This is a genomic window from Mesorhizobium sp. M0159 (assembly GCF_040322295.1).
GTDB lineage: Bacteria > Pseudomonadota > Alphaproteobacteria > Rhizobiales > Rhizobiaceae > Mesorhizobium.
In genome coordinates, this window is record NZ_JAMYTF010000016.1 from 90,087 (window position 1) to 105,056 (window position 14,970).

Annotated in this window: 12 protein-coding genes and 1 pseudogene; 10 read left to right on the forward strand and 3 right to left on the reverse strand. The window is 58.4% G+C overall.

Annotated features, from left to right (window positions below; genetic code table 11):
- Positions 1-28 precede the first annotated feature (28 nt).
- The 8 genes from NKJ32_RS17640 to NKJ32_RS17675 all read left to right on the forward strand — a co-directional run bounded on the left by NKJ32_RS17640 (position 29) and on the right by NKJ32_RS17675 (position 10,165).
- Entirely contained in the window at positions 29-787 is a 759-nt protein-coding gene (locus NKJ32_RS17640) for a polysaccharide biosynthesis/export family protein (protein WP_352828275.1), read from the forward strand.
- A 55-nt stretch (positions 788-842) separates the two neighbouring features.
- Positions 843-3,227 carry a GumC family protein gene (locus NKJ32_RS17645; RefSeq protein WP_352828277.1) on the forward strand — a complete coding sequence of 795 codons (2,385 nt, stop codon included), beginning with the start codon at positions 843-845 and terminating at the stop codon, positions 3,225-3,227.
- The gene (locus tag NKJ32_RS17650; RefSeq protein WP_352828279.1) at positions 3,193-4,374 is read left to right on the forward strand and encodes a tetratricopeptide repeat protein; all 1,182 of its coding nucleotides are present in this window, start codon (positions 3,193-3,195) and stop codon (positions 4,372-4,374) included. Before NKJ32_RS17645 ends, NKJ32_RS17650 begins: the two co-directional genes overlap by 35 nt.
- Positions 4,371-5,687, forward strand: coding sequence for an O-antigen ligase family protein (locus NKJ32_RS17655; protein ID WP_352828282.1), 1,317 nt, complete (start codon positions 4,371-4,373; stop codon positions 5,685-5,687). Before NKJ32_RS17650 ends, NKJ32_RS17655 begins: the two co-directional genes overlap by 4 nt.
- 353 nt (positions 5,688-6,040) lie before the next feature.
- The gene (gene cysD, locus NKJ32_RS17660; RefSeq protein ID WP_352828284.1) at positions 6,041-6,946 is read left to right on the forward strand and encodes a sulfate adenylyltransferase subunit CysD; all 906 of its coding nucleotides are present in this window, start codon (positions 6,041-6,043) and stop codon (positions 6,944-6,946) included.
- A gap of 2 nt (positions 6,947-6,948) precedes the next feature.
- Entirely contained in the window at positions 6,949-8,886 is a 1,938-nt protein-coding gene (cysN, locus tag NKJ32_RS17665; protein ID WP_352828287.1) for a sulfate adenylyltransferase subunit CysN, read from the forward strand.
- Positions 8,887-8,896: 10 nt separating this feature from the next.
- Complete coding sequence (cysQ, locus tag NKJ32_RS17670; RefSeq protein ID WP_352828306.1) at positions 8,897-9,685, forward strand: 3'(2'),5'-bisphosphate nucleotidase CysQ; 789 nt, start codon at positions 8,897-8,899, stop codon at positions 9,683-9,685.
- 234 nt (positions 9,686-9,919) lie between these two features.
- Positions 9,920-10,165 carry a type II toxin-antitoxin system VapB family antitoxin gene (locus tag NKJ32_RS17675; protein WP_352624030.1) on the forward strand — a complete coding sequence of 82 codons (246 nt, stop codon included), beginning with the start codon at positions 9,920-9,922 and terminating at the stop codon, positions 10,163-10,165.
- Between the two features lie 146 nt (positions 10,166-10,311).
- Here NKJ32_RS17675 and NKJ32_RS17680 read toward each other — a convergent pair whose 3' ends face one another.
- Positions 10,312-11,898 (reverse strand): adenylate/guanylate cyclase domain-containing protein, encoded by a 1,587-nt coding sequence (locus NKJ32_RS17680; RefSeq protein WP_352624032.1) that lies wholly within the window; start codon positions 11,896-11,898, stop codon positions 10,312-10,314.
- Positions 11,899-12,222: 324 nt separating this feature from the next.
- Here NKJ32_RS17680 and NKJ32_RS17685 point away from each other — a divergent pair.
- Both NKJ32_RS17685 and NKJ32_RS17690 read left to right on the forward strand, forming a co-directional pair.
- Positions 12,223-12,410: pseudogene (locus NKJ32_RS17685) on the forward strand (3'(2'),5'-bisphosphate nucleotidase CysQ); the annotation flags it as partial.
- 168 nt (positions 12,411-12,578) lie between these two features.
- Entirely contained in the window at positions 12,579-12,812 is a 234-nt protein-coding gene (locus NKJ32_RS17690; protein ID WP_352508779.1) for a DUF6429 family protein, read from the forward strand.
- Positions 12,813-13,141: 329 nt separating this feature from the next.
- Here the strand turns inward: NKJ32_RS17690 and NKJ32_RS17695 are convergent, their stop codons facing one another.
- Together NKJ32_RS17695 and NKJ32_RS17700 are read right to left on the reverse strand one after the other, a co-directional pair.
- Entirely contained in the window at positions 13,142-13,690 is a 549-nt protein-coding gene (locus tag NKJ32_RS17695) for a class I SAM-dependent methyltransferase (protein WP_156948240.1), read from the reverse strand.
- Between the two features lie 124 nt (positions 13,691-13,814).
- Entirely contained in the window at positions 13,815-14,639 is an 825-nt protein-coding gene (locus tag NKJ32_RS17700) for a PA3715 family protein (protein ID WP_352624033.1), read from the reverse strand.
- Positions 14,640-14,970: the final 331 nt, after the last annotated feature.

Sequence of the window (14,970 nt, forward strand, 5' to 3'; positions counted from 1 at the left end):
CGGCGGTTTTAGTTTCGCAAGAAGGCATATGGCCACGATATTTGCCTTGCTCGCATCACTGGCGATCTCGGCATGCACGAGCACCTCGTCGACGGCCCCCTCTTCACCGACTGCCGTGGATGCACTTCAATTGACATCATCATCCTCGCCACTTTCGGGCGGCGGCGCTCTGCGGGTGGTGAAGGACCTGCCTGCGCCGCAAAATACACAGAACGGCAGCGAGCAGCCTTTGTCTCCAAACGATGTGCTCGATGTAAATGTGTTTCAGGTCGACAATTTGAACAGAACGGTTCAAGTCGACTCTGGTGGTCAGATTTCGCTTCCACTTATTGGCACCATTACCGCGGCAGGAAAAACCGTTCGCCAGTTGGAGCAAGAGATCGAGACTGCCTATGGCGCCAAATACCTGCAGTCTCCTGACGTCACTGTCTTCGTCAAGGAATCGATCGGACAGCGCATAACCGTCGACGGCGAAGTCAACAAGGCCGGTATCTATCCGGTGGCGAGCAATTCTTCTCTCATCGATGCGATCGCCCTTGCCGGAGGGTTCAATACCGTTGGGGATGCAAAAAAGGTCTTTGTCTATCGCAATATCGGCGCAAACACTTTGGTTGCTAATTACAACGTCGAGGAGATTCGTGGTGGCAAGAGTCGCAATCCACGCATCTACGGTGGGGACAAGATCGTGGTCTTCGCCTCGAAGTCGAAAATTGCGATGAACAATCTCAAGGACGCCCTCGGTGTCGCCTCAAGTGCAGCCCGAATTGCAGTGATCCCGGGACTATAAATCGCGGCCGGTCCGAATTATCGGAATACAGACAAACCTAGGATTACCTCGCGCCATGCTCGATCGTAACAGACAGCATCAAATTGCAGGCCCAGGACACGGCCAGGCGTTGTCCGCCGACCTGTATTACGATGGTGCGCAAAACTACAGCCCGTACGGCCACGATCACTCGGAGCAGGATGAGGGCTTCAATCCAATCAAGCTGTTGTTCTACGTTGTCCGGTATCGATGGCTGATCGTCATGATGGCGGCAGCCGGGCTTGTTGCCGGCGTTATCGTTAGCATGATGCAGACGCCAAAATATCAGGCAACGACACAATTGGAGGTGCTGGTTCCTTCGGCCAAGGTGTTCCAGGACATCGAGGTGGTTTCAGAAAACAGCGACTTGCGGGCCTTTCAAACGGCTCGAGAAAAGCTGAAAAGCCGCGCATTGGCCCAGCGTGTGGTGTTTCAACTGGGTCTGAGCGAAAAGCCGGACTTCCTGTTTCCCACGCCAGACTTTTCGCTCGGTAACATTTTCTACCGCGCGTTCGGCGTTTCCAAATCGCCCTCCGTTGAGGAGACCACTCCGGAGCAACGTGAGGCAATTGCGATCGGACGAATCCTAACTGATCTCACGGTCAACCTCGTCCCCAACACGAGCCTGCTGTCCATCACCTTTGTCGATCAGAAGCCGAAGTATGCAAGTGATGTAGCCAACCAGGTTGCGCAAAGTTTCATCGATCAACGCCTTGATCAAACCAGTGAGACCTCGGACCTTGCACGGCAATTCATCCAGGAACAGGTCTTGCAAGTAAAGCAAAAGCTGCAAAAATCCGAAGAGGAGCTGGTCGCTTATGCCAAGGATGCAGGCATAACGATAACCGGCGACGATAAATCGCTGATAGGATCGAACATCGAGGCGCTGAACACTGCTCTGGCCACAGCAATTCAGGATCGTCTCGATGCTGGACGTGTGGTGGACCAGATAGATAAAGGCCGCGGTTCGAGCTTGGCCCCCGTCCTCGAAAGCGAAGGCCTGCAGAAACTCAGTGACAAGCTGGCAGATTTGACTAGCCAGTACCAGCAAAAGCTGGGCATTCTCAAGCCCGGTTTTCCCGAAATGCAGCAGCTTCAGTCCCAGATCAAGGAGTTGCAGCGGCTCTATAACAACGGCGTGCTGGCTATAACCGATTCCCTGCGGCTGAAATATCAGGAGGCGCAGAACAAGGAGGCCGATCTCAAAGCCAAACTTGCTGAGATGGAAAAGCAGCAGGTAATCTTCAACGACAAGAACATCAAATACACGATTCTTAAGCGCGAGGTCGATTCAAACCGGTCGCAATATGACAACCTAATCGCCAAGCTGAACGAGGTCGGTGTCAGCTCAGAACTCAAGACGCAAAGCGCCGCAATCGTAGATTTTGCCCCGCAGCCGAATCGCCCATATTCGCCGCGCCTGAGCATCAATCTCGCAATCGCCCTGGCTCTTTTCATGGCTCTGAGCGCGTCGATCATTTATGTCATTGAACTGCTGAACAACACCTTCACCAATCCCGAGCAGGTTGAAAAAGAGCTCGGCTTGGCGATGCTCGGCATCTTGCCGCTGGTCGATGACCGGGAACTCGTGGCCAGTATTGCCGATCAGAAATCCGGCCTTTCGGAGGCCTATCGTTCGCTTCGAACATCGCTGCAGTTTTCCGGTGCGGAAGGCGCGCCAAGATCTCTGGTCGTCACGAGTTCGGAGCCTTCGGAAGGCAAGTCGACCACATCGTTCAAACTCGGCCAGGATTTTGCATCGCTCGGCGCAAGGGTTCTCATTGTCGACGGCGATCTCCGCAAACCGAACCTTCATCGCCTGTTTGGTCTCGACAATACGATCGGACTGAGCAATCTGCTGACAAACACCGTTCGCAAGGAGGATCTGGCGAGCATTTTCAGGGCGACGAAATATCCCAACGTGACCGTTCTAACTTCGGGAACAATCCCTCCAAATCCTGCGGATCTGCTCTCCTCACCGAAGATGGCTCTGATAGTAACCAATCTCGGCAAGCGCTTCGATCTTGTCATTATCGATGCGCCGCCGATTGTCGGCCTTTCTGATGCTCCTATTCTCAGCCGACTCGCTGAGGGCACATTGATGGTCATCTCTACAAATCAGGTGACGCGCAAGTCGGCCAAGACCGCGTTGAAGCGCCTGCGAGCTGCTGGCGCGAACGTGGTCGGAGCCGCGATGTCAAAGTTTGCGGTGAACAAGTTCGACTACAATTATGCCTACAAATATATGAACTATCAGTATTATAACTACGGGACGGACACGAATACTCCCAAGATTGAGGGCAAAGTCGATGATGGAGCAAGCCAGCCCGCTTATGCAAAGTCTCCGACATTCAGTCGTTTGGTTCGTCGCATCCGTTCTAGTGTTGGTGGCTTCCTCGATCGGGCTAAGTCGATTTCTTGAAACAGAAACACCGGCTGTTTCTCTTGTGCTGGACCCGCTGAACGTCGATGCGGTGATAAGCGAGATCACCAGCGATCTGAACGACACGAATAACGCTCCAGACCTTGAGGCCTTGCTTGCCAGGGCCAAGGATGTGCTTCGTTTCAATCTGGCCGACGCACGTCTCTACAGCCTGATCGGTGAGATCAAATATCGGCAAGGCGAGAAAGACGAAGCCTATAAGCTTTTCGATCAGGCCCTAGGAGTGTCCAAGACGGAAATCCATGCGCTCCAGAGGTCTATCGGCCACTCGACCGAGACAGGTGATCTGTCAAGGGCTGTCGGCGAGATCGACACATTGCTGCGGCGATGGCCAGACCAATTTCCGGCGATCTCCGATGGCCTACCGAAAATCCTCTCAGATCCCGATGGATACCAAGCCGTGCTGACGGCCATCAAGGCGGAGGCGCCCTGGAGGGTCAGTCTGATCTACGCCCTTAGCAAAACCTCCGAGGGGCTCGATTTCGCAAATCGGCTGCTGCTCGACTTGACCGGATCAAACGCGCCACCAAATTCGGGCGAACTCAGTGCCGTCATCAACGGCTATTTTCGCCAGAGGGAATATGGACCGGCATATCGGCTATTTCTTTTCAGCCTGTCCGATCAAGAGCGGAAGCTGGTTGGATATATTTTCAACGGCACGTTTGAGCCGGTCGCCGGCGGCAAACCGTTCGATTGGCAGACTCGCGATCAATCGGGCCTGGAAATTACATTTGCGAAATCCCAGGATGCGGTGGAAGGCGAGAGTGGTGCGACGGTCCGGTTTTTGAACACACCGGTCAAGAACACAGCCCTTCAGCAGTACGTCGCGCTGCCCCCAGGCTCCTATAGGATTTCGCTGTTCGCCTCTGCACGCAACCTGAAGCTTCCAAAGGAGTTGTTCTGGTCGATCAGATGTCTGGGGCCGGCCGGTGAGATCGCACGGTTCAACATTCCGGAGGGCACATACAACCGTCAAAGGCTGAGTCTGGATTTTTCGGTTGGGCCGACTGACTGCCCTATGCAAGCATTGACGCTGCGGACTGCCGCCATTGCCGAGAGCTGGCGATTTCGATATGTCGGAACGCTAGTAATGCACAAATTGAGCATCGAGAGAAATCCGTCTTGAACCATCGGCCGTCGGAATGGGACAAATATCTCCTCGGCTCGGTCTTGTTTGTATCGCTGCTGATCGGCGGTGGTACGGCCAGCGGCCTTTACACGGACACTCTGATTGAGGTCGCGGCAATTGTCTCGGCGGCCGCCATATTCTCGCGAACCTCTGGCCAACGAAGCCCCCGTTCTGTCTTGTGGCTGCTGATCTTCGCCGTGGCGTTGGCGGTTCTCCAAATCCTCCCGCTGCCGGCGGGCACCTTCAACGGGTTTCGGCCGGAGCTGCTGTTTGGTGATCCCTGGGTTGGAGACACCCCGTTTCGTTTCATCAGCGTCGGCGTCGGCCGCACGATCGAAAGTCTGCTTTACCTTTTGGCCGCGGCGGCATTTTTTTTGGCCGTATTGCGTTTGCGTGCCGAGCAGGTCAGCGCACTTCTTCCGTTTTTCCTCATGGGTGTTATCTGCAACGGTTTGGCGGGAGCGATTCAATATTCACTCTCTGACGATATCGCGATTGTCGGACTGTTGCCGTTTACGATCAATGCCGGGCTTTTTGCCAACCGGAACCATTTCGCGGCTTTGCTTTTTGTGTCGATCCCCTTCGTCGTTTACCATGCTCTCTTCCGTGGGCGCCTTTTGTCGGGGTTCCTGGGATTGGTCACACTTTTGCTGCTGCTTTTGGCAGCCGGTTCGCGTGCCGGTGTTCTGATTGGGTTGGCGATCACCGTATTGTCCGTGATATTTCTCTCAGCCCGTTCGAGGGCGAGCGGGTTTAGCGTTCTCCTGATTTTTGTCGGGCTTTCGATATACACGATTGGCGCCTGGACCAAGATCGACCTGGAGGCAATCGACCCGGCTTTCGGGCGAGGGGAATTTGCCCGAACCACGCTCGAGGGCATCAAGGACAATTGGGCGACAGGTGTCGGATTTGGGAATTTTCAAAACGCCTATCAAATTTATGAAAGGGAGGGCATGATTTTTAGGCAATACGTCAATCATGCCCATAATGAATATCTTGAAATAGCCTTCGAGGGCGGAGTTCCCGCCATCCTGCTGATGGCGAGTTATTTCGTATTGCTTTTCGCGGCATTGGTTAGAATTCGCCGAGACCCGCTCCAGAAAGCAGCGTTCCTCTCGGTTTCTTTTCTTCTTATTCATTCGCTGGTCGACTATCCGCTGCGAACCGCGGCACTGGCGATAACGTTTGCCTATATGAACGCGATCATCTTCCACAAAGGATTTGCGGAACGCTCGAGCCGCAAGAGTGAGATGATCGAGATCGATCACAACGGTGACAAGCTGCTTGTCCCCATCGGCACTTCATCTTAACGACATCGTTGCCACGGCTGCTCGTCGGCTGAATGAGGCGGACGACTGTCGGGCAAGCGCCCTGACCGCGGGGTCCTGGCTTTCAGCTCCCCGAGCCTAGGCAATATTTTCCTGCCGCTCCCAAGCGGATTTGGTCGCTGAGCAGGAATTTCCCAATTTTCCCGGCTGTATGGAAAATTCATTCCCGAACCATTCGGCCGCAAGCCTGTCTTGCATTGTTCTGGACCGGAACGATCTGCTAGAACGCCCGCACGAGAATAGATTGTCCGGAAGTGCAGTTTGAATCGGGCGACTGAAGGTCGCCTCCGATGCAGGCCCTTCCGTGGATCGGTACGAAAGAACGCTCGCAGTCCATGAACATCGCACTTACGCACCTTCAGCGGCTTGAGGCCGAATCCATCCATATTTTTCGCGAGGTGGCCGCGGCTTTCGCCAAGCCGGTGATGCTCTATTCGGTCGGCAAGGATTCATCGGTGCTCATGCATCTGGCGATGAAGGCGTTTTATCCGGCCAAGCCGCCTTTTCCCTTTCTCCATGTCGACACGACCTGGAAATTCCGCGAGATGATCGCCTTTCGCGACCAGATGCAGCAAAAGCTCGGTTTCGACCTCCTGGTCCATGTCAATGACGACGGTGTGCGCGACAACATCAACCCTTTCGACCACGGCTCAAACACCCACACGCATGTGATGAAGACGGTGGCGCTGCGCCAGGCGCTCGACAAATACGGGTTTGACGCAGCCTTCGGCGGCGCCCGTCGCGACGAGGAGAAGTCGCGCGCCAAGGAGCGCATCTTCTCCTTCCGCAACGCCCAGCACGTCTGGGATCCGAAGAACCAGCGGCCGGAGATGTGGAAGATTTTCAACACCCGCGTCGCTGCCGGTGAATCGATCAGGGTGTTCCCGTTGTCGAACTGGACCGAGCTCGACATCTGGCAGTACATTCTTCAGGAAGACATCCCGATCGTGCCCCTGTATCTGGCGAAGGAGCGGCCGGTCGTCGAGCGCGATGGCATGCTTATCCTGAGGGATGATGAGCGCATGCAGCTGCGGCCCGGCGAAACAGTGGAGAACCGGATGGTGCGGTTCCGCACGCTCGGCTGCTATCCGCTGACCGGCGCGATCGACTCGGAGGCCGACACTCTGGAGGCGATAGTCGGCGAAATGCTCACGGCGCGCACTTCCGAGCGGCAAGGTCGCCTGATCGACCGTGACGAAGCCGGCTCGATGGAAAAGAAGAAGCGCGAGGGGTATTTCTGAGCATGCGCCACATCATGGCCAAGAGCCTCGCCCCAACCGACGGTGTTCGCGACTATCTGGCGGCACAGGAACGAAAGTCGCTGCTGCGCTTCCTGACCTGCGGCTCAGTCGACGACGGCAAGTCGACGCTGATCGGGCGCCTGCTTTCCGACACCAAGCAGATTTTCGAGGACCAGCTGGCCACGCTCGAGCGCGATTCGCGCAAGCACGGCACCACCGGCGATGACGTCGACTTCGCGCTGCTGGTCGACGGCCTCGAGGCCGAGCGCGAGCAAGGCATTACCATCGACGTCGCCTATCGCTTCTTCGCCACGCCAAAGCGCAAGTTCATCGTCGCCGACACGCCCGGCCACGAACAGTACACGCGTAACATGGCGACGGGTGCATCGACGGCGGATCTCGCCATCGTACTGATCGATGCCCGCCAGGGCGTGCTGCGTCAGACCAGGCGGCATTCGATCATCGCCTCGCTGCTTGGCATCCGCCACATCGTGCTCGCCATCAACAAGATCGATCTTGTCGGCTTCGACGAGGCGGTTTTTGAACGGATCGTCGCGGATTACGCGCAGTTCTCACGTGAGCTCGGCTTCCAGACGATCGTGCCCATCCCTATGTCGGCCCGCTATGGCGACAACGTTACCGGCCGTTCCGACAGGACGGACTGGTATTCCGGCCCGACGCTGATCGAACATCTCGAAACCGTCTCGGTCGACGAGGCCGCGGTCGAATTGCCGTTCCGGTTTCCGGTCCAATATGTGAACCGCCCCAATCTCGACTTCCGCGGTTTCGCCGGCACCATCGCCTCCGGCTCGGTTGCGCCGGGCGACGAGGTGGTCGTCGCCAAATCCGGCAAATCCTCCCATGTCAGGCGCATCGTTTCGCATGGCGGCGACCTTCAGCAGGCTATTGCCGGCCAAGCCATCACTCTTGTCCTCGACGACGAGGTCGAAGTCTCGCGCGGCAATATGCTGGTATCGCCGGCGGCGCGGCCGCAGGTCGCCGACCAGTTCGCCGCCAACATCGTCTGGTTCGACGAACATGCGCTGCTGCCTGGCCGCTCCTACATCCTGCGCACCGAGACCGACCAGACCAGCGCCACCGTCACCGACCTGAAATACCGGGTCAACGTCAACGACTTTGCCCATGAGGCGGCCAAGTCGCTTGAAATGAACGAAGTCGGCATCTGCAACATCTCGACGCGGTCGCCGATAGCCTTCGATCCGTTTGCCGAGAACCGCACCACCGGCGCCTTCATCCTGATCGACCGCATCACCAATGCCACGGTCGGCGCCGGCATGATCCTGCATTCGCTGCGTCGCGCCGAAAACATCCACTGGCAGTCGCTCGATGTCGGCAAGCGCGCCCGCGCCGATATGAAGAACCAGCGGCCGGCCGTGTTCTGGTTCACCGGGCTTTCGGGCTCGGGCAAGTCGACCATCGCCAATCTGTTCGAAAAGAAGCTGTTCGCCACTGGGCGCCATACGTACATTCTGGATGGCGACAACGTCCGTCACGGCCTCAACCGCGATCTCGGTTTCACCGACGCCGATCGTGTCGAAAACATTCGCCGCGTCGCCGAAGTGGCACGCCTGATGGCCGACGCCGGGCTGATCGTCATCGTGTCGTTCATCTCGCCGTTCAGCGCGGAGCGGCGCATGGCGCGCGAATTGATGGCCGACGGCGAATTCGTCGAGGTGTTTGTCGATACCCCCTTCGAGGAATGCGCCAGGCGCGATCCGAAGGGTCTCTATGCGCGGGCGTTGAACGGCGAGATCAAGAATTTCACCGGCGTCGATTCACCGTATGAGCTGCCGGAAAAGCCCGAAATCCATCTCAAGACCCTCGGCAGATCGGCCGAGGAGATGGTGGACGCCCTGGAACACTGGCTGAACGAGCGGGACATTGCCGAAGACCAATATGATAGCGGCGGCGGTATCTGACGACGAAGCGATGCTCGCCGTCTTCGAGCACCTTGCCTTGGCGGCAGGGCGCGAGGTGATGCGTGTCTTTCGTGTCGGCTGTGCGGTCGACAGCAAATCGGACAATTCGCCAGTGACGGAGGCGGATCGCGAGAGCGAAAAGATCATCCTTGCCGGGCTACGCGCCGCATTTCCAGAGATTCCGTGCGTGGCCGAGGAAGAAGCTTCGGCCGGCATCATGGCACCGGATCTCGGCGACGCCTTTTTCCTGATCGATCCGCTCGACGGCACCAAGGAGTTCGTCAAACGGCGGACCGATTTCACTGTCAATATCGCGCTGGTTCGCCATGGCGTGCCTGAGATCGGCGTCGTCTTCGCGCCTTGCACCGGCCGCTTCTTTTCCGGCCGGCCGGGCCAAGCGGAAACGATCGAGATCAATAACGACTACGAGATCGTCGATCGCCAGCCGATTTCGGCAAGGGCCGGTATGGTGCCGCTGACCGTCGTTGCCAGCCGCTCCCACAACACGCCGGAAACCGACGCCTATATCCGCGCGCTTGGCGCTGCCGAGATCGTCTCGGTCGGCTCGTCGCTGAAATTCTGTCTTGTCGCCGGCGCCGAGGCGGACGTCTATCCGCGCTTCGGCCGCACCATGGAGTGGGATACGGCCGCGGGTGACGCGGTGCTACGCGCCGCCGGCGGCATGACGCGCACGCTGGATGGTGAGCCGCTCGCCTACGGCAAGCGCAACCAGAGTGACGACGAGGATTTCGCCAACCCGCATTTTATCGCAAGCGGCAAGGCTGCTGGATTTGGCTAGACGGTGATTGCGCAGTTCCAGACCCGTACGAAAGTGCGGGTGTTGCAAGTGACTTGTGCAAGCGACCTCAGATACTGCTCGAGATCTGTAAACACAGCGGTACGATCCCCATCCAGCCGACATGTGGGTCGGCGTGGCCGATTCGCTTCGTGTCCGGTCGATGCTGCGGGGCCTTCACACGGTGTATCCAAATTGCTGTATACCGATACACTTGAACGGCTATACGAGCGAGTGATGGCGTTCCACATCAAGAATCCCGAGACCGACGCACTGGCCCGCCGGGTCGCCGCGCTTAAGAGGACTGGTCTGACAGAGGCCGTCCATGCCGCGCTCAAGCATGAGCTTGAGCGCGAACAGGCTAGACCGTCCCTCGTAGAGATCGGCCTCAGGTTCTGCCGTGATCTGCGAGCCCGGGGCAAGCCTGATCACGGCAGGCCCGCCGACAAGGCGTTTCGCGACAGCCTGTACGAGAATGACTGATGTTCATCGACGCCTCGGCCCTGACGGCGCTGATGATCAAGAGCATGATGCGCGCGAACTCCTGGCCGGGACCCGGCGCGGCTGAACGGTGTTGAACCGGACTTTACTTGGCTGGCCACGGTCCAGATTGGATCACGTTCAAGAACCTAAAATGCGGCGGGCTTGCTTCGGACGGTTAAGGCCAGGAGCGCCTCCGAAAGTCGTTTCTTCGCCCGCTCTACCCCGTTCTCGTCGATTGCCTCAACATCGAGGAACAAGTCGAGGCCAGTCGCGTGCTCGCTGATGACCTGAGGGCGCTGGGCGAGTTCACCCAGAAGGCCCTCGACTTCGTAGGGGACAACCTCCCGGCTGATCCCCTTCATGGCAATCGGTGCTAATGGACGCGCCCGGACAAGGTCGCGCACGAGCGCGTAAGTCTCATAGCTGAGGCAGATGCCGCCGGGCTCGGCAATCGACTGCAGACGGGCCGCCAAGTTCGCTTCGGCTCCGATGATGGTGTAGTCCATCCGATCATCGGAACCGAAGTTCCCAACATTGCAATAGCCCGTGTTGATGCCCATGCGAGCTCGGAAGGGCCGTTCAACTCCGCGGTCACGCCACACCCTGTTTAACTGCTCCACCCGACGCTGCATGTCGACAGCCATGCGCAAGCAGGCTCTCGCGTCTTCCTCGATGCCTTGCGTCTCGGGGTCTCCGAAGAACACAAGAAGCGCGTCGCCGATGAACTTGTCGACGGTGGCGCCGTGTTTGAGCGCGATCGTCGACATCTCGGTGAAGTACTCGTTGAGGAGAAGCGTCAGGTCCTCGGGCTGGAGCCGTTCCACGATCGCGGTGAAATCCTTGACGTCGGAGAAAAAGATCGTGAGCTTCTTGCGCTCGGTCGCGATGGTGACGTCCTTCTGGCCGCTGAAGATGCTTTTGTAAATTTGAGGCGAAAGGTATTTGGCGATCTTCAATGAAATCGCGGCCAGGAAGTCGTTTGCCTCGGAAAGCTCCTTGTTGATGCCCTGAACCAACGTGGACTGCCGACGCTGCAGGAGAATGAACGTCAGGCCCGCCGCCGCTGCGAAGCCGAAATATAGAAGCAGATACTTGAAGGTCAGCACGTTCGCAGCGATAGGCTGATTGACTGATATCTCCTGGATCCCTCGGACATCCCCTACCTTCCAGTCCGTCTTGGGGCTGTCCGGGTGTGAGTTATGGCAGGTCACGCAGACTTGTCCCATTACAACAGGGGCCGCGGCGCGGACCTGCCGGTCAAACAGTGAACCCGAGACCTCGATGATCGGCTCCTTCGGGTTGGCGCGCAAAGCCAAGATTGCATTCCGCTCGAACGCATCGAGCTGGTGGGGCGCGCGACCTTTGAAGGGCAGATCCGAGACGAACCGATATTTGACCGAGCCGTCATGAGCGCTGATGCGCTTGCCGAGTTCGATCGAGAGGGTTGCTGGAATAGGGATCGCACCTGGCACGTCCCGGTAGTTGTGCGTCGCAGTCACGGCGCCGTTAGCTTGCAGCACGCGTCCCACGACGTCGCTGCCGTAAAATCCGCGCATTTCGTCGATGATGCGGCTGATTTCGCTGGCTTGCCTGCGCAGCATCCGTTCCGACAGGTCTCGGAGGTCGAGCCAGGCTGCGACGGGCAGACCGATAAGGCCGATGACCACTGCCGCCACCAGGAGCGGTCCCATGGTGCGCTGCTGGCGCGCAATCTGTTCACCCAGTCCAGCCATTGTGCAAGCGCCCGGCCGTCATTAGTATCTGAACTATAGCTCATTCCCGGCACGGTACCAGAGTCAGTCTTGGCTCGATGAAAACACGTCAGCCCTGCAACGTCGGACCGACCTTGAGCGGTTGTTGCTAAGCCCCGACCCTCACAGCGGATTCGCATTCTGGCGCTAGACGGACAGTGAATCAGTGAAAGGGCATGTCGCAACGTCGGTTGTGGCCGGAATGCGCTCCGCGATAACCGCTCAGGGGTCAAAAATTCACCTCTGGCAAGGTTGAGACTTCTGCGGTCGGAGAGCGGGTCGGAAAAGAAAGTGTCCCGCAAAACGTATCCGCGCGTCGGTCGCACTATGGAATGGGACCCTGCGGCGGGTGACGCCGTACCGCGGCGCTGCCGGCAGCATGACGCGGACCGGATGGTGCGCCGCTCGCCTGCGGTAAGCGCAACCAGAGCGACGACGAGGATTTCACCAATTCGCATTTCGTTGCCAGCGGCAAGGCTGCCACAGTCGCTTAGCCACCATGATTGAACTCCGATGCCATCCCGGCTCGTCGCCCGCGCAAATGACGCTGTCGCGTACGCGACGCCTGAGTGAAGCACTTATTTTCAGCCGAACCGTTGCGCGAGGAATAACCCTACGGTGTGGATCGTGGCAGCGGCGCTTTCGCGTGTTAAACTGCTTGCATGGAGATCGACACCGACAAGATCGACGATGCCGTTATGGGCCTGCTTTGGCTGACGCTGCATGAAGAGAGGCGCGCCTGGAAGGGGTTGGATTGGAATGCTCTGGATCGCTTGCACGAGAAGGGGCTGATCGCGAATCCGGCAAACAAGGCGAAGTCAGTGGTTCTGACAGATGAAGGACTGCGGCGTGCTGAGGAGCTATTCCGAACCCTGTTCACTCGCCCGGCGCCCTGAGCCAGAGCGCGGGACGGGCGCCTGCGAGCTGATAGCGCACATGGCTGAATTTCGACACCGGCGGCGCGCTGACCGCAGGCGGGACGGCCGCTCTCGCCGTACGGCCAAATTCGTCTACGCCAACGGGCGCATCCAACTGTTAAGGCAGTGGCAGAGAACACCGCAGCCGCGGCCCTCAATGTCAACGGCATTGGCGCGAAGTCCATCCGCAAATGCTTTCTGCCGGCGAATCGGCGTTGCCCGGGCCGAGTTGCAGGCAGGCAGCGGGTCTGCGCCCGCTGCTGGCACATGGGATGTTGAAGAGGCAGATTACCGCAAGCAATGTGTCATCATGGCTGCGGATTTCCGAAGGCAGGTTTCTCAAGCACGAGCACATGACTACCAAGAGGCGATGTGTGAGTGCTCTTCACCTGGAACCCCTCGTCAGAAAGCGTTTCGATGAATTCGCCATCCGTTCCAGGCGGAACGCGGGCAACGACGTTTGAGGTGCGCCTCACAATATTGGAAAGCACCCTTCGCGCCTTGCCTGGGCCGATGTTGCGCTGCATGTGCTGATAGACGGCCAGCAGCAGGACGATATCGTATTTCGGTAGAAGGATATTGCCGAGGCGCCGGCTGCCGAGATTCAGGCGATCGAACCGGGCATGTACCGGGGAGCCGCTCAATAACATTTTTGCAGTCTCGATGTGCGGCTTGGCGATGTCTATCCCGTGGATCGAGCTGGGTTTCAGCTTGGATATCTCATAGGCGACAACACCCATATTGCAGCCAACATCGAGAATGGATTTTCCGGCGTAGTCGACCTTTGCGGAGAATAGTCCGTCAAGTCTGTCGTCCCACGTTCCGGCAAAACCCCTTTTGAATCTTGACCACCACAAATTATCAGCTCCTTTGGGAAGAGCCCCCTTGAGCGCCTCCTACCACGAGAGAATTAATGGTCGATACCCTTTCAACTGGAATTGATCACATTGACGAACCAAGGCAGGGACGTGTGCGGCCGCGTCACAACCCCATCACCTTGAGTGCCGCGGGAACCGCGTAGCGGCTGCCGTCATAGCGCATCCGGTAGGTCCGCTTCACAGGCTTGCCAGGATGGGACTGGCATTCGCCATTCTGGTCGGGGGAGGGATTGTCGGTATCCGTCCGCTCGACCGCAATGATGTCATGATAGCCGTGGTGGCGCGCCGGGCTCATCGTCAGCCTGACCTGGCTGGAATGGAAGGATCCGGCGCAACTGGCATCGCCTTCGCCGCCAGTGCCGGCCACCACGAGACCGTCGAGCACCACGCGCAGCGCACCGCCGGCGAGGGCATAGAGCCGCAGGTCGGTTTCAGTGAAGGGATTGGCCTGAGAATGGTTTGCCATTTCGATGCGCAGGCCGAAGGCGGTGACCTCAGGGGCCATTGCATAGCGGCCGGTGTCGAATTCCACCTTACGGATCGCGATGGCATCATCGGTCATCAGTCCAGGCTGGAGCAGGCGCTGGCGCACACGCAGCGTATTCCTGTCGACGACCAGAAGCTCGATATCGCCGACATGCAGGTCGTCGCCGTTAGCGCTGTCAATCAGCGGTACCGCGACCAAAAGCAGGTCGTCATGAGCCGGCCAGATCTTGCAGGCCAGGCCGAATGGCGCATCGCTCTCCGGGAGCGTCGAGGCGATGCTGGTATGGGGTTCAAGCGTGAACGAGGTGCCGTCGGCGCTCTTTCGGGCCTTGGGATAGGCCTGCTGCACCAGCGCGGCGGCATCGCCGCAATCGCCCGCCGCGGCCTTGGCGGGCGACAGGCTGGTCAGGCAGAGGAAGAAGACAGGCAACAGGATTCGCATGAGGTTCTCACGTCACAGCGCGGATGCGGGCAGGCATGTCTACGCGAGATTGCTGGCGGCGCACAGGGGTGCGCGGAAAGTGCGGCTAACGAGGCCTCGATGAACTGCTGAATCGAGAGAGCTCGTTTGAGTCCCCTACGACGCATGCCCCCAGCGCTGAACCCGGTCATCCACGGACCGACTGTACTGGCAGATCAAGATGTGTGGCGGGGTCGGCCGCGGATCGAGCCCTTGTACCGCCCATGAACCGTTTCACATCGGCCTCCCTCCAAAGCCGGGACCAGGCGCATTTGTCGCCAAGATAATCTCGACTAGAGGATTGCCTCTGGCG